This window comes from Anaerocaecibacter muris (genome assembly GCF_943192945.1).
Lineage (GTDB): Bacteria > Bacillota > Clostridia > Christensenellales > Pumilibacteraceae > Anaerocaecibacter > Anaerocaecibacter muris.
This window is the reverse complement of record NZ_CALPCE010000002.1, coordinates 335,616-352,332: the sequence shown is the minus strand read 5'-3', so window position 1 is coordinate 352,332 and position 16,717 is coordinate 335,616. Positions and strand designations below refer to the sequence as shown.

Here is a 16,717-nt window from a genome sequence, read left to right as displayed (position 1 = left end):
GCGCACACCGCAGGCAAACCCGTCACAGAGTATCGACGAATTTCAAAAGATCGTCAAAGCCGCCGCGTGCGTAGCGCGAAATATCTTTCCCGTCGTGGTTTATAAGACAATCGGTCAAAAGGAACACTTTAAAGCCGACATCTTCGGCAACCATATCGTCAGTCATGTCGTTGCCCGCCATCAAACATTCGTCGGCGCGCAAATCCATATGCCGCAAAATTTCCGCATAATATTCAGGATTCGGCTTGCCGTAATGCGATTGCTCGTAAGACGTTATGTAATCGACGTCGTTCAAATCGACGCCCGCAAACCGCAAACGGTTTTCCTGCGCTATCCGCGGAAAAACGGGATTTGTCGCAATTATAATCTTATATCCGCGCGCCTTAATTGCCTTTACAGTCGCGCCCGCTTGGGGATTAAACCCGCACGCCGATTTAAGATTATTGAAATCGACGCTATAAAACTCGTCGAAGTATTTTTTATCGGCTAAAACGCGATCGCCGAGCAAACCCGCGAATGTCCGCCAAAAAACCTGCTCGTTGGTATATTTCCCGTCGTTTCGAAGCATAGCGATAACGCCCGCCCAAACCGAGTCGATAAACGATTTAGGTTCATACCCTCGCGGCGCAAGTTTTTTTGACAACGCGCCGAAGTACGCTTTGTTAAATACGTCTTGATCCATGGGCAACAACGTGCCGTCGAGATCGAACAGTACCGCTTTCATAATTTCTCCTATCGTTCCGCTACTTGCGCGCCACGCCGCCGGACTTTGCCGCTTTGCTCACCGCCGCCGCAACAGCCTTAACGACCCGCTTGTCGAGCGGATTGGGCAGTATGTAGTTTGCCGACAGCTCGTCGTCGGAAACAAGCGACGACAAAGCGTTCGCCGCCGCAAGTTTCATTTGCTCGTTGATGTCGCTTGCCCTAACGTCGAGCGCGCCGCGGAAAATCCCGGGAAACATCAACACGTTGTTAATCTGATTGGGTTGATTGGACGCGCCCGTGCCGACCACCGCCGCGCCCGCGGCAATAGCTTCGTCGCGCGTTATTTCGGGCACGGGATTGGCAAGCGGAAATACAATAGGGTCTTTCGCCATGCTTTTAATCATTTCGCCCGTGACAATCTTGGGCGCGCTCACGCCCAAAAACACGTCCGCGCCGCGAATAACGTCCGCAAGCGCGCCGCGCAGTTTGTTCTTGTTGGTCAGCTTGGAAATTTCCGCATGCGCGGGATTGGAATAACTTTCGCCATCGCACAGCGCGCCGCACTTATCCACGCACACAACGTCGCCCGCGCCGAGCGCAAGGAAAAACTTTGCTATCGCTATGCCCGCGCTCCCCGCGCCGTTAATGACGATACGCACGTCCGCAATGTTCTTGCCCACCACCCGCAAAGCGTTGATGAGCGCCGCGCCCGCGACAATCGCAGTGCCGTGCTGATCGTCGTGAAATACGGGAATATCGCAAATTTCTTTCAATCGCCGCTCTATTTCAAAACAGCGCGGCGCGGAAATGTCTTCGAGGTTAATTCCGCCGTAGCTCTTGGAAATTGCCGCAACCACTTTGACGATTTCGTCCGCGTCCTTGGTGTCGAGGCAAACGGGCGTAGCATCAATGTCCGCAAACGCCTTAAACAGCGCGCATTTCCCTTCCATAACGGGCATAGCCGCTTCCGGTCCGATGTCGCCCAAGCCCAAAACCGCCGTGCCGTCGGTGATTACCGCGACCGTGTTGTGCCGCCGCGTAAGATCGAAAACCTTATCGCGATCTTCCGCAATAACGGTACACGCGCGCGACACCCCGGGGGTGTAGCACAACGCAAGATCGTCCAGTGTTTCGATAGGCGCGCGAAGTTTAACTTCGAGCTTGCCCGCCCAATCGTAATGCTTTTGCAAAGACTTTTCGTAAACGTCCATAAAACTTCCGCCCGAAAATATATTAGCGGCAGCCGCAATACGTGCGCCCACCGCTAATAATTTTATAGTAATTCGACAATATTGTCAATCGTTTGACCGTCGCGAATATCGGTTATCCCACCCCGACAATTCCATGTAACAATAAATCGATACAATTTATAATGCGCAACAACGTATCAGTCAACATCGCGCGAAACAAGCGCTTGCACGTCTTTGGGAAGATTGCCTAATTTTTCGGCATAAAAGTCGGGAAACACTTTAAGAGATTTGATTTTTTCCAACGGTACCCATTCCAAGTACTCCCTGCCGTCCGAACAATAGCTGTCGGAGTCAATGACGCGCGTACCGCGCGGTTTCATAAGATAATATAAGGACAGTTCGTGAAAACGCTTACCCTTGTGCATGCCGCACTTTTCCGTGAAAAAGTTTTCATGAACGAAAGCGAGCCTGTCTATTTCGTAATCGACGCCCGTTTCCTCCTTGACCTCGCGCAACACCGCGTCGCGCGACGTTTCGCCGAAGTGCACGCCGCCGCCTATTGAATAGTAATAGTCCGCACTGTCGTTAGTGGCTAAAAGCGCCGCGCCGTCCTCGATGATGATCGCGCCCACGCGGTACGAAAATCTGTCGTCACCTCTGTCGTAGCGGCAATTTATTTTTTCGTCGTTGAGGTACATATTTTAAACCTCCTATTGTGTTTATTTCAACCGTTCTTTTTAACCAAAACCGCAAGCGTTTCGGTATGGTGCGTATTCGGGAACATGTCGAATATGCGGCAGTCCGCCAATTTGTATTCGGGCGCAACGTCCAAAAACGCGCGAATATCCCGACACATGGTAGCATGATTGCAAGAAATGTATATCAGCTTGTTGGGGCGCACCGCCGCAATGCTCGCCGCGACGTCCGCGCCGCAACCCTTCCGCGGCGGGTCGATAAGCACGTCCGCGCCGCGAATTTCGTCGCGCAATTCCGACAAAACGTCCTCGACCTTTCCGCACACGTTTTTTATTTTATGAGAGTTGCCGTTAAGCCGCGCCGTGAAGTCCGCGTCCTTTACGGCTTGCGGAACGCACTCGACTGCTATAATGCGATTGCATTTTTTTGCGGCGAGATTGCTCGTAATGCCTATGCCGCTGTACAGGTCTATAAGCGTGTCCGACTGCACTTCGGATATTGCCGCTCTGTAAAGTTTGTCGCGCATTTCGTCGTTGACCTGAAAAAACGACAGCGGCGACAACTCGGCTTTTACGCCGAGCACATCCACGGCGAGCCGCGCGTTGCCCTTGACAAGCCTGACGCTATCGCCCATTATCACGTTATTGCGACGCGTATTGGGGCTTATAAAAAAGTCAACAGCGTCGGGCAGTTGTTTCGCAAGATCCTTTTCCCACACCGCGGTGCGGTCTGAATTTACGACAAGCGTAACGGACGCGCGCCCCGATATTTCGCGCACTACAAGGTGCCGCAAAAGTCCGTTGCCGCTCTTTTCGTCGTACACGGAAAGCCGCGCGGCGTTGGCGAATTTGCACACGGTTTGAGCGACCGAACGCGCGAGCGCGCCCGACATTGCGCACTCAACAGGCTCTACAACGTGCGTATTGTGCCTGTAAAGCCCCAAAACAACCGAACCGTCCGCAAACCCGAACGGCATAGACAGCTTATTACGGCACGCGCCGCCGCCGTCGCAAGCGACAAATTCGCGCGGCGTATAATCGATTTTCGCTATCTTTTTGATGTTGTTTTCCAAATCGCATAGCAACGCTTCGCGCCGAAATTGCGAGGACACGTGCCCCATATCGCACCCGCCGCACTTGTAATAATGCGGACAGTCCGGCTTGACTCGTTGAGCCGACGGCGATAAAATCTTGACGACCGAAGCCGCGGCGTACTTCTTTTTAACCTGTTTAACGACCGCTCGCACTCGCTCGCCTTTAAGCGTATACGGTATAAACACGACCTTGCCGTCCTCGCGCGCAACGCCCTCGCCGTCCATACCGTTGGATATTATTTCCGTTTCTATTATATCGCCGACGTTCATGATCCGCTAACATTATATCACTAAACGCTTAAAAAATCAAAGACTTTATTTACTATTTATCCAGCGCGTAATAATCGCCGTAAAGCGTGCCGTCAAAACCTTTCAGCTTTTCGTCGCGCGCGGTAAAACCCAAGCCAGTGAGCGCGGCGACGCGCTCGACCGCGAACGGAACGGCTTTCGTAGCGACCATAGAGCAACCGAACAGATCGAACGACGGACGCACGATTAGCGCAAGTATGCTTTTAATGTCCGCCGCCTTTTCGTAATCACTGCGCAAATCCAGCCGAAGCAGACCGCAATTTGTAAAGTAATCGTCTGCGTCGCGGTGAAACTCCTCGATAGTGCCTACCGCCTCGCCCGTCGCCTTGTCTATTATAGACCAACGCACAAACCAACCCTTGGAGTACGCCTCCTCCCAAAAGTCCAACGCTTGAAGCATGCGATCCGCAGTCGTGTAATAAAAATCGTCGCCGTGACAGTTGTCGCTGTTAAAAAACGGCACGGCTTTTTTATCCGAATACACTTTTAATAACCCGTCACAGTCGCCGCGCACGGTCAACCGCAGTATGTATCTATCATTCTCAAACTTCGGACAATCCTTGTAAACGTCCATAATTCCCTCCGTTATTATAGATTTTTTTAAACTACTATAACCGCTTTATCGCGTCGCAAATTTCGACATAATCCGACGACGAGCCGTCGAACGTAAAATCATAAGTACCGTTATCAAACATGCCGTGTTTGGCTATAAGCATCTGTTCGACGGGCGCAGGCAAGTTTCCGCGCATTCTTTTCTTAAACCGTTCTTTAATAGTTTCTATATCCGCCTTGACAAGTATTTTGACCGCCCCGTCGGGAAGAAAATCCAATTGATTCTTTTCGGAAATAACATAAATAATATTTCCTCCGTCAATGGCGTTCTTTAACTTTGCCACAAACAACCGCTCGGCTTCGCTTTCCGATTTAGCCAATCTGATATAATCTTTACCCGTGATTATTTCCGCACCGATTGCTTGTTGTATTTCGTTTGCAAGAGTAGATTTGCCGCTGCAATTCTCTCCTATAACCGCTATAACCATTCAAACTCCTTTAAACAAATATTTAATACGCGCATTTCTCAACGCAATATTTTTTATATTTACATCGAAAATAATATAAAACAAAAACAAGACTTTGTCAATCAATATTTAAACCGCATTGCCGTGCGTTCTCACCGCTTTTGCTTAAAATCAATTTTCGTGATAAAAAATTTCCTTATTATGCTCTTTAGCATAGTGCAATTCTCTTAAAACCGACTCGCCTATATATCCGCCTATGTTTACGATATAAACAGCATCGGACATTTTAATTTTCTTGAAATGTGCCTGTGCTAATTTTTCTATTTCTATTTTGCCTAATTGACTCAATTTTTCTCCTCCAACCGGCGTGAGAACACAATACCCGTGTTTAACTTCGAGTTCCCTCGCAATTTCTTGCATTTGTTTTGCAAATTTCATACTGCCACATAAAGTAACTACTTTCATACTGCCCCATTTCCCTCGCTAAATAGCTGTTTATAGCTTTATTAAGCAAATAAACTATAACACAAAAGAACAATTTTTTCAAGTGTATCGGACAGGAAAATTAGATATGGCGCTGTGACGGGTGCTTAACGCGCCGCTACACGCAGAGATCGAATAACGGCAAAGAAAAAACCTAACCCGAACACTTTAATTAGCGGTTCGTTTTAGGTTTTAGGTGGTGGAGTATGGGTGTTAGAGTTTGAACACGCTTTTAGCCGCTCCACGACAGCGTTTGTTTCGTCAAGCCGTATCTTTTCAATACTCTCGTCAACGCCGAAATCAAGATAGCCGACCGTCTTTATTTTGTCGTCGTCATAAATATACACCATTGAAACAAGGTTGTCAATGATTTTCCGCTGGTATTCTTTGTCGTCGGGGTTGCCTTTGAGCAAATCGGCGATAAACAGCAAAATGTCTTTCGCGGTTACTTTGCGCCCGCGCTCTAACAATATTTGCGCGCGGCTCTTTTGTAGGTCGGCAAGCATAATCTCATAGTCCGACATTTTCTTTTCAATGCCCGCACGCAAAAGCGGGCTTTTCGCTTCTATAAATGCGTTCGTCAAATCTTCGACTTGTGCTTGCGCTTGGGCTATGCGTGTGTCAATGCTTTTCAGTCCGTCGTCGCCCGTGCGCTTTTCGTAATACGCTATTGTGTCGTTCGCGGCTTTCTCGGCGTTCTTTCGGTTGCTCAAAAAATCATAGACTTGTTGCGTAACGCGCCTTTCCAAATCGTCCTTATTTTCGCGCGACTTGTCGCAACCGCCTTTCTTGCGTTTCTTGCAAGCGTAATAATAATGCTTTTTGCCGTTTCTGCTCGTGCCGCCGTCCGATACCATAGCCGTGCCGCAATGCCCGCAAAACAATTTGCCCGTGAGCAAATACGGCTCAACCGCTGAATTTGCGCCCGCTAAATGCTTGTTCTCGGCTAACCGCTCCTGCACCTTCGCAAACGTCAACTTGTCGATTATAGCGGGGTATGTGTTTGTGCATAGCCTTTCCCCGAAATAGTATTCGCCCGTGTACTTGGCGTTAGTCAACCACTTTTCAAACGTGCGGAATTTGAACGGCTGACCGTTTATGCGCTTGCCTTGTGCGTTGAGCGCGTCGGCAATAACCTTTTTGTCCGTGCCTTTCGCGTACTCGGCGAAAATGTAACGGACGATTTCCGCTTGCTCCTCGTCGATAGCGACTTTGTGTATAGTGCCTTTCTTGCCCTTGCGGTCGGTGTCGATTAGCCTATACCCGAACGGAACGCGCGAACCCGTAAATGTGCCATTCGCTACACAAGTGTCAAGCCCGTTTTTGATGCGCTTTGAAAGCCGCTTGCTATACTTTTCGTCGTTCCACTCCAAAAACATTTCGTAGAACTCGCCGCCCTCGTCGTCGCTGATGGGCTGTGTCGCCGATACAACTTTAATGCCGTAATCGCGCTTTAACATTTCCTTGTATAAAATGCTGTCGTGCCGATTGCGGGCGAAACGGTCAAACATATACACGATTATGTATTGAAACGTGCCGCTGGCGGCGTCTTTTATCATACGCTGAAACGACGGGCGGCTGTCGTTCGTTCCCGTCTTTGCCTTTTCGGGGTAAATGTTCAAAACATTGTAGCCTTGACTTTCGGCATATTCGCGGCAAATGCGGACTTGCCCTTCGATTGTCATTTCGTTCTGCCCGTGTGAACTGAAACGTGCATAGATAACTGCGTTTTCCATTGTCTGCTCCTTTGCGCTGTCTGCGTGTGTGCGGACTGCGGCTTAAAAATTTTGTTGTTCGCTTTGGTGCTTACCCGCCTTAATTAGCAAAAAACGCCGCCGAAGAAAAATTGTCAAGGGTTTGCCCCGTAGGGGACGGCGGTTTATGCCTAACGGGAGATAAATAGCCGCCCTTGACAATTTTGCAAGGCGGTGATACCCACGCCATAGGCGGTAAGCACAAGCGAATAACAAATCTATAAAATTCTTATGGGAAAATCTTTTGTGTTACATTGACATTATAGCAAATACCAAACGAAAAGCCAAGCAAAACGCTTGACTTTTCTTTACCGAAAGTATTATAATTTTACCGATAGTAAAGTTTAGGAGCGCATTATGAACACAAGAACACAAAGAACGATAGCATTTAACCGCCGAAACATTTTAGACGCCGCCGACAAATTATTTTGCAAAAACGGCGTTGAAAAGACAACAATGGAACAACTTGCGGCAGAGGCTGGTTATAGCAAGCCCACCTTATACGGCTATTTCAAAGATAAAGATGAGGTGTATTTTGCGCTTGTTTTGGAGTTTATGGAAAAAATAGTCGTTAAAATAGATAAAGCAATAGACGAAAATACCGCTTTTAGCGATACGTTCACAAAAATATGTCAAGATGTTTTTCGGCTTGCCACCCGTTACCCGCTTTATTTCGAGGGGCTTATAGGAACGATTAACGTAAACATAAAAGCCGACGACACGCCGCAAATTTATAAAGACATATATCATTTGGGCGAGGCATTAAACGAAAAACTAATTGCTTTATTACAGCAAGGAAAGGACGAAGGAATTATCAATATTGCGCTTGACAATTCGGCAATTCTGCTATTCGTTTGGAGTTCGGTTGCGGGCATAATCAGAATGATAAATCACAAAAAAGACTATTTGAAAATGTTGCAACTAAATGAAAAAGACTTTTCGGCGTTTTGTTTTGAACGGCTGCTGTGTGCTTGCAAATAAGGGGAAAAACTATGACAAGGAAAAAGAAAGTTATGATTATTGTATTTTCGATTTTAGGCGCGGTCATTATCGCGCTTTCCGCTGTTCTGACTGCGGCGGCAATTATGGGCAGACCGTTAAAAGTCAATCCGTCACGTAAATTAGACGGTGTAAACGACGATATTCAAAATGCGCTGTGGTATTCCTCTATTGCGGCTAACTCACATAATACGCAAATGTGGAGCGTTAAACTTTACCCCAACGAAAACCGCTTGCAAATTTCAATAGACGAAAGTCGCGTATTAAATGTGGTTGATAGTGAAAAACGCGAGGCGTATATTTCGCTCGGTTGCTATATCGAAACAATGAGCGTTGCGTTCGGCGCATATGGCTATGATACGCAAGTAAATTGCCACGATATGACGGTAAATGTTACCTATTCCAAACGTGATAATGCAACTGTCAATACCGCCAAACTTTCATTGATAGATAAACGGCATACCGATAAATCGGCGTTTTCAAACAGTAAAATTAAGCAAGAAACGGCAACTGCCTTATTAAATAAATATTCGGCTATTTCGCTCTATCAAAACGGCGACGAAAATTTTGATTATGTAAAACGCATTTCAATGGACGCGGTTACGGTGCAATCGGCAAATCAAGCATACCGCGACGAATTAGCGGAATGGATGCGCTTTTCCGATAAAGAAGCCGCAAGCAAATTAGACGGCATAACCGCCGATATGATAGGCTTAAAAGGCATAGTCAAAACTTTCTACTATTGGACGACTACAAGAGAAAGCGCAAAAGGCGATAAATTTGCAAAACAAGGAATTGACACGGCGAAAAAGCAACTGAATAATTGCGGCGCGTTCGCCGTTATTACGGGCGGCAATACATTTGAAGAATTGATAAACACGGGTAGAAAAACGCAAGCGTTTTGGTTTGACTGTACCGAAAACAATATAGCCGTTCAACCCTTTTCCGCCGCATTGGAAACTCAACCGTTTTGTTCGTCTATACAAACCGATTTAGGCGTTGCCGCACCCGTGCAAATGATTTTGCGGTTGGGCTATGTGGACGAATACGGCGCAAACTGCGGGCTGCGGCGCAATCTTTCCGACTATATCGAGGTACTATGACAAACTACATTGTATGCCCCGAATGCGGGTATAAATTATTCAAATTGGGCGACAGCTCAAACGCGGAAATCTATTGCCCGAAATGCAAATTAAAATTGCAAATAGAAATCAAGGACGGCAAAATTATTATTCAAAAAATACTATCAGACAAGGCATAACAACCGAATAAAACTTTATCAAAAATAAAGAATTGAGTGTACGAAAGGAAAACGATAAATTAAACTTTCGGGAGCAGTAAATGGCGCACTCAATTCTTTTTTTATTTGACACCTCATAACAAACGCACTACATACTACCCACTAACTATATGGGGCTGTTTGGCGCACGTTCGCGGACGGCTGGCGTTTGTTTTAGGTGTTAAAACTCTCTATGAAAGAGTAAAAACCCGACAAATTTTTTAGGACTAAATCTCGGTTTAGTTCAAAAGTTTGTCGGGCTTTTTTATTACGTTTTTTCTGCCCGTCGGTTGAGATTTAGTTCTCGGCTGGCGGGCTTACTTTTGCGAAATTTGTCCGTTAAAGCCGATTTTCAAAAAACGGGAAATCGAAAAGGACGGACAACAAAATGCAAATAATCAAATACGAATTTGCGGACGGAACGGAAAGCGAAATCGAGGTAACGGACGAAATTTACGCGGTGCATATAGAATTGGCGAACGAGGAAAAGCGCAACAATAAGCGCGAAACGCGGCGGCATACCTCACTAACCTATTTTGAAGATTTGGGAATAGAGTTTGAAAGTAACGCCGCCGACCCGCTTTCTGTGCTTATCCGGCGCGACGACGAGGAGCGAATACATAACGCCGTAAATCGGTTATCGGACAAGCAACGGGAATTAGCGCAAAAAGTATTTTTCGAGGGTATGACACTAACCGCCATAGCGAAAGAAAAAGGCGTTTCGCAACCCGCTATTACTCAACAACTTGCAACCGTTTTGAAAAAATTAAAAAAACTTTTGCAAAAAACCTTATAGTTGCCCCGTTTTCGTGGGTATAGGTAGAGGCGCAAAAACCGCCTACTACTGAAACGGGAGCGTGAAAAAGTGATAATCAAAAAAGAATTATTGCAAGCCTTTTTAGACAAGTACGGCATAACTGCGGCTATGCTGGCGCGTGAAATCGGCGTTGACGAAAGAGAAATACAAACGCTGTTAGACGGCGGCGCGGTAAACGAGGCAACGGCGCGGAAATTCATTTACTATTTCGGCGCGGACGAGGCAATCAAAATGATAGATTGGGCGGCGTTGGGAAAATCAATACCGAATATCGGCAAGGGGTAAATTATGGCGCAAGAGTTTTTTCAAAAGGTCGCATATATCGGCTTGCAAAAACAAGACGGCTCTTTAATGCTGAACGTGCCTTTATACGTTAAAGTGAGCGATTTGAACAAGGACGGTATGACGGAAACGCAAGAAAAGACGATTAGCCGAATAACCGAAATAATGATAAAGCGGTATGAAAAACAGTTGAGCGAATATTTTGCAAGCCTCAAAGAAAAATCGAAAAGAGGTACACAAGGAAAGCGAGGCAAACGAGCGCGTATTATCGGAATTTTACTACTACGATACGACAAACGGCATAAATTGGAGCGGTTTCAAAGGTCAATACGGGAGCGTGTCAACCGTACTCAACCGCAACCAACAGTTTATTATCAAGATAGACAACCGCCCGTTTTCCATTCAGTTAGACGGCAAATACGACACATACGGCAGACTGTGGGGCTTTTTATGGACGGTCAAACAAAGCACAACGTATTTCGATTACGGCGACGTGTTCGACGCGGTTTTCTCGGCTATAAAGTCGAACGATAAAGGCTACGGCGATTATTACATTACGCTGGACTTATCGCAATATTTTTCTATCAGAGAATACGACGGCACGAGCGGCAAATTCAAAAACGACGATGTAACCGACATAATCAAAAACTATGCCGTGCTTAAATTCCACTACGACGAGAACGGAGCGCGGAACAGTACGCAAAGTATATTCGGCTCTATCGAGTGCAATTCAAAGTACGATACGAGCGACGAAAAAGTTGACACTACCTATTGGCAAGAACGTATGACTTACACGCTTACCGACACAAGCAAGTTGAACGGTGCGCCGCTGTTCGTGTATAGGTACAGCGAAATATACGACGGGTATTTTGTTTCGCTCTCTATGGACGGCAAAAAGTTATTCGCAGATATGCCCCGCGCAAAGGTCAATATAACGCTGGACATAGACACGCCGTTTTTGGAGCATAGCATAATCGGCTTGGACTACAACGCTTTTGACGGTCTGGAAATAGACACGCTCACTATTCGCGGCGGTACGCAAACATTTTACCTATTGGAAAAATCGTTGAACGATACGCAGTTGAAAACACTAAAACGCAGTCGCGGCATTACGCTGGACGGCTTGGAAAAGGCAATCAATAACGAGTACGGCGAGGTGGTATTATGAAAAAAATCATAGGTATGGTTATTCTCTACTTGCTTTCGTTCGTCATAATCGTCGTTGCGGTATTTTGCGGGATTCGGTTGTATAAGGAAATCAAGGCAGAAAGTTATATAAACGGCTCAATAGATATAAGCAACCGATTCACGCAAGAAAGTTTTAACTATTCGTCCACGAGCGCGGTATTCTATCACGATTTATACGACGACACCGACACATACGCATTTGAAAAAGACTTATTGAAAGTGGAAAACTTTGACGGCAAGAAAAAGACCTATCAGGTTATACTCAACGATTACGTTTTGCTGAATACGAAAATAAACGCCGGCTCGGTTTTCGCAACGGTAGATATGGACTTTTACGACACGAACGGCAACGTAGTAAACAGCGCGGTTATGAAAATATCGGTCAAGTTTTTGAGCAACAAAACGACTTTAACGCTGGCTACGACGGGCAAGGAAAACGCAAGTTTTCTTGAACAGTATTTTGCGGACAACGGCATACGCCTACGCATTATCGAAATTTTATAAGGAGCGAATATGTCAACGACAAGGAAAGTATTAACAATTATTTTCAGTATTCTCATAATCGGCGCGTTCGCGTTCCTATTGACTTGGGGCATTATAAATTGGTCGAAGGTCAAGGACGGAATGGCGGGCAACGGTCTTTATACGCAAGAGGACGTGCAAAAGTCCTACGAGGACGGCTATTCCACCGCCCTCAAAGATAAAGAGGAATACGACAAACTAATCAACAGTTACCGCGACACAATCACCACGCAGAACGATTTAATATCGCAGTACACGAGCGAGGCAACCGCCCTCAATAATACTATCAAGGACTATCAAGGGCAAGTCGCCACGTTGAACGAACAAAAAGCGGCAATCGAGGCGCAAATAGAAACGCTGAACACAATCAAGGCAAGCAACGAAATTACCATTACGGAACTGAACGGGCAAATTGCCGAACTGTCAACGCAGATACTTACGCTGCAAGGCAATAAGGACGAGAACGAACGGCAAATCGCCGCGCTTACGGAGCAATTAACGAACTTGCAAAATCTCAATACGCAGTTGCAAGAAAACAACGCTCTGAACGCAAAGACGATAAACGGACTGAACGCGCAAATTGCAAGTTTGAACAATCAAATTGCCGATTTGACATTGCAAACGCAAAACAATTCTTCGGTGGTCAATGCTCTGAACGCCAAAATTGCGGAACTGCAAAAGTCCGTGAGTTATTACGAACAGTATCTGTCTACATTGGAAAGCGGCGAGCAAGTCGTTGCCACGTTCGAGTTTGACGGGAGCGTTTACAACATACAAGTAGTAAACAAGAACAGTCTTTTGACAGTCGCAACGCCGCCCTCTACGGCTTACGTTATATTCAACGGCTGGACGGTTGACGGCGAGCCTATCGACCTTGCCACTTACCGCATAACGGCGAACACAAAAATAGTTGCCGACGTAACGCACAAATACGAGGTCAATTTTATGGTTGACGGCGAAAACTACCACAACGAAATCGTACTGAAAAACGCAAACGTAACGCCGCCCGCCGCGCCTACGAAAAACGGCTATGTGTTCGAGGGCTGGACGATAGACGGCAATTCGGTTGTAAATCTTAACGCTTACACCGTAACGCAGAACGTAACGTTTACGGCAAAATTCACAAAGCAGTATTCCGTTGTATTCAAGTACGAGGACACCACGCTGAAAAACGAAACCGTAAAATCGGGCAACTACGCAACCGCTCCGACGGCAACAAGCACGGCGTACAAAGTGTTTAACGGCTGGAAAGTAAACGGCGTTGCGGTCAACGTTAGCGAATACCGCATAACAAGCGATACCGTATTTGTCGCAGATATAACGTACAAGTACGACGTGAAATTTATGGCGGACGGAAAAACGCATAATACGCAGATAGTCGAGCGCAACGGCAAGCCCACCGTACCCGCCAACCCTACAAAGCCGAATTATGTATTTGTCGGCTGGTCTATTGACGGAACGAACACCGTCAACGTAGGCAATTACACCGTTACCGAAAACGTAACATTTACTGCGTTATTCCGCGTTGATAAATTCACGGTTACGTTCAAAAACGGCAATACGACGGTAGCAACGCAAGAGGTGCAAAACGGCGGCTATGCAACTATGCCTACGTTCAACAGCGATACGTTTGTGGGCTGGACGGTTGACGGAAAAACGGTTGTAAATCTTTCAACCTACAAGATAACCGCAAACACGACTTTTACGGCAAAATTCGGAACTTGGACGCGCTTGGGCGACGATATGCTTTACGTTTACGGCGACAGCACTATGAACAGCGTTGACATAGCGGTTAGCGGTCTGAAAGCGGGCGACAAAATCAAGGTTACGGCGAACTATATCAAGGCGAATATACGCGACGACGGAAACAACAGTTTTTGGTATAACTCGCCCGACGGAAACAGTTGCTACGGCTACGAATACGGCTATGACGGACAATGGCAACAACTGCAATACGAGGGCGACGGCGGCAATGCTGGCGACAAAGAATTGACAAGCCTTGCGCCGTTCTCAGCAACGCTCGGACTTGTGGAATACGGAACGGAAAACACATTTACCATAACAATATCTTGCAAACGCGACGGCTATCTGACTATTGAGTGGTCGGACAATGCGGGTTTTTATATCGAGATGATGACAATGTGGGAATTGTACGTTATGAGATAAACAAAGGCAAATTACAACTTAATTATAACGCTTGGGGTAAGCGCAAAAAGCCCCGCCATTAGCCGCTTGAAATTACGGTGCGCAACGTGATTTGCGGCGGCTGAAAAATAATCTTATAGGAGTTAAAAATGGAAAACTTAAACAAGGTAGTCAAGGAAATCAAGATTGTGGCAAAGCCCTCTAAACGCGGCGGCAAAAATCATTTTGTGCGCGTGGAACTCATTAACGGGCGTTCGGCTGACGTGTGGTGCGATAAAGAGGTTGTCGAACTCATACAGACCTGCACGGAATTGGGCGTTGAGCCGTTCAAGAGTTTTACGCTCGAAAAGAGAACGAGCGACAAAAGCGGCGCGGAATATATCGCGGTTGTTTTGAAAATGTTCAACGACGACGAATACTTTTACTTTCTGCCCCGCGCAACAAATACCATTGTCGAATTGTTACTCGCAAAAGCCGCAAAGGACGAAACGCCCGCGCCCGCGAAAAAGGCGTAATCTATGGCAAACCCGAAAATACCGCAAGGCTATCAAGGAACATACGCCCGCGCCGCCGACGGTTCGGCAACCCTTATTATGGTGTCGCGTTCCGACAGCATAGCGGACTATACCGACAAAAAGGAGCATAAGCCTATGGCAAATCAACCTACGCAACAGCAAATGAGTATGACGGACGAGCAACCGCAAGCCCGTTATACGCCGTACACCACCGAGCAGAAAAAAGAATACGCAAAGCAGTTTACCCCCGAACAAATCAAGTCGTACCGTAAAGGACAGCAAAGCGCATACGCGCATATGGGGAATATCGGCAAGCGCAATTCGTTTTTTATTTACGACAATCTGAAAAAGAACGAGGCGACGCCGCCCACGCCGCCGCCCGCAAGCAAGCCCAAAGGAAACGGCAGAAAATCGGGCAACAAATAATTCAAGTTACGAGGGAGCGGGCGTTTTGTCCGCTCTCTTACTTTTTGCGGGGGCATTTATGGAAAACAAAACATACTATCTTACCTACGTTGTCGGCGAGCGCGGCGTTGGTAAAACAACTTTATTGGCGCATTTTGCAACCGAGTATATGATACCGCCGCGCTCGATCACCGACCTATCTATTTGCAAACAAGAAATTCAGCGGCTGCGGGCTGGCGGTTGGGAAAACTTATCTCTCGCGCCGCACGTTCAACACCTTGTCTATGTCGTTGACGATACTTTCATAGCGCGGGGGCTTGGGTATAAGCCGCGCATATCTATGGAACTGCAATTTGAACGCATAGGACTATACGACGGCGTTCACGCTGTGGACTATCTCTTGCCGTATGCAAAAATCTTTCTGCCCGAAATACAAAGCAAGTTAGACAGTAGAAAATCAATGACAGCGGAACGTGTTGCGGACTACTTTCTGCGGTATATTGAACGGCAAAGAAAAGTCGGCGTTCAGATGTGGGCTGACACGCAAATAGACGACAGCGCGGACAAACGCTTTCGTTCGCTCTCGGACAAACTCATAGAGGTGCAAGGCAAACGCGATTATTACGACTATTACGGGCGGCTTATAAAAACCGTATGGAACTGCTTGGAGTTTTCGGGCGTTCGGCAATACGCACGTTACAAAGACAGCGGCAACGCGAAAATAGGCGTTAAAACGGCATACACGCACTACGGCAATATTTACAACTGCGTTGACAGTTATTCGGGCAAAGAATACTTTTACAACGGTATGACGGGCAACTACCATACCACGCCCGCCACGCTCACGGGCAACGACAAGGCGGCTATGCTGGCGCGGTGCAAGCGTTACCCGCTTTTCAATCTGAACGAGCAAAAAAACAATAACGGCGAGGTTACGGAACTATGGAGAAATTAGACTTTACCGAACTACACAAGGAAAAGTTAGCGGTCATATTCGAGAATATAGACGTGCTTACGGCAATGAAAGAAAGCGACACGCAACTGCCGCCGCGCTTTTTCCGTGAAATAATCGACGATACGATTTTAGACTACAAGGCGAAAATGGTTATTCTCAATAAGAATACTAAATTCGTTACGCGCGAACTTATGAAAGACTTTAAGTTATTGCGGCGCGATCAGCGCAAGCGGCAAGCGGAGCAACGCCGCCGGCGCAAGCGCGAAACGCTCATCTACGTTGCGCCCGCCGCGCTCATTCACTCATAGCAACACGCAACACACGGGCGGCGAACGCCGCCCGCGCTGGCGTAAATAGTATT

The 16,717-nt window shown here is 46.9% G+C and carries 19 protein-coding genes; 11 read left to right on the top strand and 8 right to left on the bottom strand.

The genetic code is table 11. The annotated features are described in order from the left end of the window. Window positions 1-22: 22 nt before the first annotated feature. From NFR57_RS03090 to NFR57_RS03055, 8 genes are all read right to left on the bottom strand, one after another. On the bottom strand, window positions 23-724 hold the full coding sequence (locus NFR57_RS03090; protein WP_251182360.1) for an HAD family hydrolase: 702 nt from the start codon (window positions 722-724) through the stop codon (window positions 23-25). A 19-nt stretch (window positions 725-743) separates the two neighbouring features. After that, window positions 744-1,916 (bottom strand): NAD(P)-dependent malic enzyme, encoded by a 1,173-nt coding sequence (locus tag NFR57_RS03085; protein ID WP_251182359.1) that lies wholly within the window; start codon window positions 1,914-1,916, stop codon window positions 744-746. 176 nt (window positions 1,917-2,092) lie between these two features. After that, entirely contained in the window at window positions 2,093-2,593 is a 501-nt protein-coding gene (locus NFR57_RS03080; RefSeq protein WP_251182358.1) for an NUDIX hydrolase, read from the bottom strand. A gap of 26 nt (window positions 2,594-2,619) precedes the next feature. Next, window positions 2,620-3,954 carry a 23S rRNA (uracil(1939)-C(5))-methyltransferase RlmD gene (rlmD, locus tag NFR57_RS03075; RefSeq protein WP_251182357.1) on the bottom strand — a complete coding sequence of 445 codons (1,335 nt, stop codon included), beginning with the start codon at window positions 3,952-3,954 and terminating at the stop codon, window positions 2,620-2,622. Between the two features lie 52 nt (window positions 3,955-4,006). Beyond that, window positions 4,007-4,567 carry a GNAT family N-acetyltransferase gene (locus NFR57_RS03070; protein ID WP_338022263.1) on the bottom strand — a complete coding sequence of 187 codons (561 nt, stop codon included), beginning with the start codon at window positions 4,565-4,567 and terminating at the stop codon, window positions 4,007-4,009. A 34-nt stretch (window positions 4,568-4,601) separates the two neighbouring features. Further along, window positions 4,602-5,033: a nucleoside/nucleotide kinase family protein gene (locus NFR57_RS03065; RefSeq protein WP_251182356.1), complete on the bottom strand. Its 432-nt coding sequence runs from the start codon at window positions 5,031-5,033 to the stop codon at window positions 4,602-4,604. Between the two features lie 150 nt (window positions 5,034-5,183). Continuing rightward, on the bottom strand, window positions 5,184-5,477 hold the full coding sequence (locus tag NFR57_RS03060) for a hypothetical protein (RefSeq protein ID WP_251182355.1): 294 nt from the start codon (window positions 5,475-5,477) through the stop codon (window positions 5,184-5,186). Between the two features lie 203 nt (window positions 5,478-5,680). Then, window positions 5,681-7,231, bottom strand: a complete 1,551-nt coding sequence (locus NFR57_RS03055) for a recombinase family protein (protein WP_251182354.1) — start codon at window positions 7,229-7,231, stop codon at window positions 5,681-5,683. A 375-nt stretch (window positions 7,232-7,606) separates the two neighbouring features. On the opposite strand from NFR57_RS03055, the gene NFR57_RS03050 reads away from it, so the two are divergent. From NFR57_RS03050 to NFR57_RS03000, 11 genes are all read left to right on the top strand, one after another. Next, entirely contained in the window at window positions 7,607-8,230 is a 624-nt protein-coding gene (locus NFR57_RS03050; RefSeq protein ID WP_251182353.1) for a TetR/AcrR family transcriptional regulator, read from the top strand. A 32-nt stretch (window positions 8,231-8,262) separates the two neighbouring features. Beyond that, window positions 8,263-9,351: an Acg family FMN-binding oxidoreductase gene (locus NFR57_RS03045; RefSeq protein ID WP_251182352.1), complete on the top strand. Its 1,089-nt coding sequence runs from the start codon at window positions 8,263-8,265 to the stop codon at window positions 9,349-9,351. Between the two features lie 564 nt (window positions 9,352-9,915). After that, window positions 9,916-10,323 (top strand): RNA polymerase sigma factor, encoded by a 408-nt coding sequence (locus NFR57_RS03040; protein ID WP_251182351.1) that lies wholly within the window; start codon window positions 9,916-9,918, stop codon window positions 10,321-10,323. A gap of 69 nt (window positions 10,324-10,392) precedes the next feature. Beyond that, on the top strand, window positions 10,393-10,629 hold the full coding sequence (locus NFR57_RS03035) for a hypothetical protein (protein WP_251182350.1): 237 nt from the start codon (window positions 10,393-10,395) through the stop codon (window positions 10,627-10,629). A 199-nt stretch (window positions 10,630-10,828) separates the two neighbouring features. Continuing rightward, entirely contained in the window at window positions 10,829-11,794 is a 966-nt protein-coding gene (locus NFR57_RS03030; RefSeq protein ID WP_251182349.1) for a hypothetical protein, read from the top strand. After that, window positions 11,791-12,318: a hypothetical protein gene (locus NFR57_RS03025; RefSeq protein ID WP_251182348.1), complete on the top strand. Its 528-nt coding sequence runs from the start codon at window positions 11,791-11,793 to the stop codon at window positions 12,316-12,318. The genes NFR57_RS03030 and NFR57_RS03025 overlap by 4 nt, the downstream gene beginning before the upstream one ends. 9 nt (window positions 12,319-12,327) lie before the next feature. Further along, complete coding sequence (locus tag NFR57_RS03020) at window positions 12,328-14,502, top strand: InlB B-repeat-containing protein (RefSeq protein WP_251182347.1); 2,175 nt, start codon at window positions 12,328-12,330, stop codon at window positions 14,500-14,502. A 128-nt stretch (window positions 14,503-14,630) separates the two neighbouring features. Next, complete coding sequence (locus tag NFR57_RS03015) at window positions 14,631-14,996, top strand: hypothetical protein (RefSeq protein ID WP_251182346.1); 366 nt, start codon at window positions 14,631-14,633, stop codon at window positions 14,994-14,996. 3 nt (window positions 14,997-14,999) lie between these two features. Next, on the top strand, window positions 15,000-15,422 hold the full coding sequence (locus tag NFR57_RS03010; protein ID WP_251182345.1) for a hypothetical protein: 423 nt from the start codon (window positions 15,000-15,002) through the stop codon (window positions 15,420-15,422). A gap of 58 nt (window positions 15,423-15,480) precedes the next feature. Beyond that, the gene (locus NFR57_RS03005; protein ID WP_251182344.1) at window positions 15,481-16,356 is read left to right on the top strand and encodes a hypothetical protein; all 876 of its coding nucleotides are present in this window, start codon (window positions 15,481-15,483) and stop codon (window positions 16,354-16,356) included. Next, complete coding sequence (locus tag NFR57_RS03000; protein WP_251182343.1) at window positions 16,344-16,664, top strand: hypothetical protein; 321 nt, start codon at window positions 16,344-16,346, stop codon at window positions 16,662-16,664. The genes NFR57_RS03005 and NFR57_RS03000 overlap by 13 nt, the downstream gene beginning before the upstream one ends. The last annotated feature ends 53 nt before the right edge of the window (window positions 16,665-16,717 follow it).

Excerpts from the sequence above, each read along its gene's own strand:
- NFR57_RS03065 (WP_251182356.1), bottom strand. The coding sequence starts at position 5,033 with ATGGTTATAGCGGTTATAGGAGAGAATTGCAGCGGCAAATCTACTCTT.
- NFR57_RS03000 (WP_251182343.1), top strand. The coding sequence starts at position 16,344 with ATGGAGAAATTAGACTTTACCGAACTACACAAGGAAAAGTTAGCGGTC.
- NFR57_RS03085 (WP_251182359.1), bottom strand. The coding sequence starts at position 1,916 with ATGGACGTTTACGAAAAGTCTTTGCAAAAGCATTACGATTGGGCGGGC.
- NFR57_RS03020 (WP_251182347.1), top strand. The coding sequence starts at position 12,328 with ATGTCAACGACAAGGAAAGTATTAACAATTATTTTCAGTATTCTCATA.
- NFR57_RS03060 (WP_251182355.1), bottom strand. The coding sequence starts at position 5,477 with ATGAAAGTAGTTACTTTATGTGGCAGTATGAAATTTGCAAAACAAATG.
- rlmD (WP_251182357.1), bottom strand. The coding sequence starts at position 3,954 with ATGAACGTCGGCGATATAATAGAAACGGAAATAATATCCAACGGTATG.
- NFR57_RS03055 (WP_251182354.1), bottom strand. The coding sequence starts at position 7,231 with ATGGAAAACGCAGTTATCTATGCACGTTTCAGTTCACACGGGCAGAAC.
- NFR57_RS03005 (WP_251182344.1), top strand. The coding sequence starts at position 15,481 with ATGGAAAACAAAACATACTATCTTACCTACGTTGTCGGCGAGCGCGGC.
- NFR57_RS03090 (WP_251182360.1), bottom strand. The coding sequence starts at position 724 with ATGAAAGCGGTACTGTTCGATCTCGACGGCACGTTGTTGCCCATGGAT.
- NFR57_RS03070 (WP_338022263.1), bottom strand. The coding sequence starts at position 4,567 with ATGGACGTTTACAAGGATTGTCCGAAGTTTGAGAATGATAGATACATA.
- NFR57_RS03040 (WP_251182351.1), top strand. The coding sequence starts at position 9,916 with ATGCAAATAATCAAATACGAATTTGCGGACGGAACGGAAAGCGAAATC.
- NFR57_RS03045 (WP_251182352.1), top strand. The coding sequence starts at position 8,263 with ATGATTATTGTATTTTCGATTTTAGGCGCGGTCATTATCGCGCTTTCC.
- NFR57_RS03010 (WP_251182345.1), top strand. The coding sequence starts at position 15,000 with ATGGCAAACCCGAAAATACCGCAAGGCTATCAAGGAACATACGCCCGC.
- NFR57_RS03015 (WP_251182346.1), top strand. The coding sequence starts at position 14,631 with ATGGAAAACTTAAACAAGGTAGTCAAGGAAATCAAGATTGTGGCAAAG.
- NFR57_RS03025 (WP_251182348.1), top strand. The coding sequence starts at position 11,791 with ATGAAAAAAATCATAGGTATGGTTATTCTCTACTTGCTTTCGTTCGTC.
- NFR57_RS03080 (WP_251182358.1), bottom strand. The coding sequence starts at position 2,593 with ATGTACCTCAACGACGAAAAAATAAATTGCCGCTACGACAGAGGTGAC.
- NFR57_RS03050 (WP_251182353.1), top strand. The coding sequence starts at position 7,607 with ATGAACACAAGAACACAAAGAACGATAGCATTTAACCGCCGAAACATT.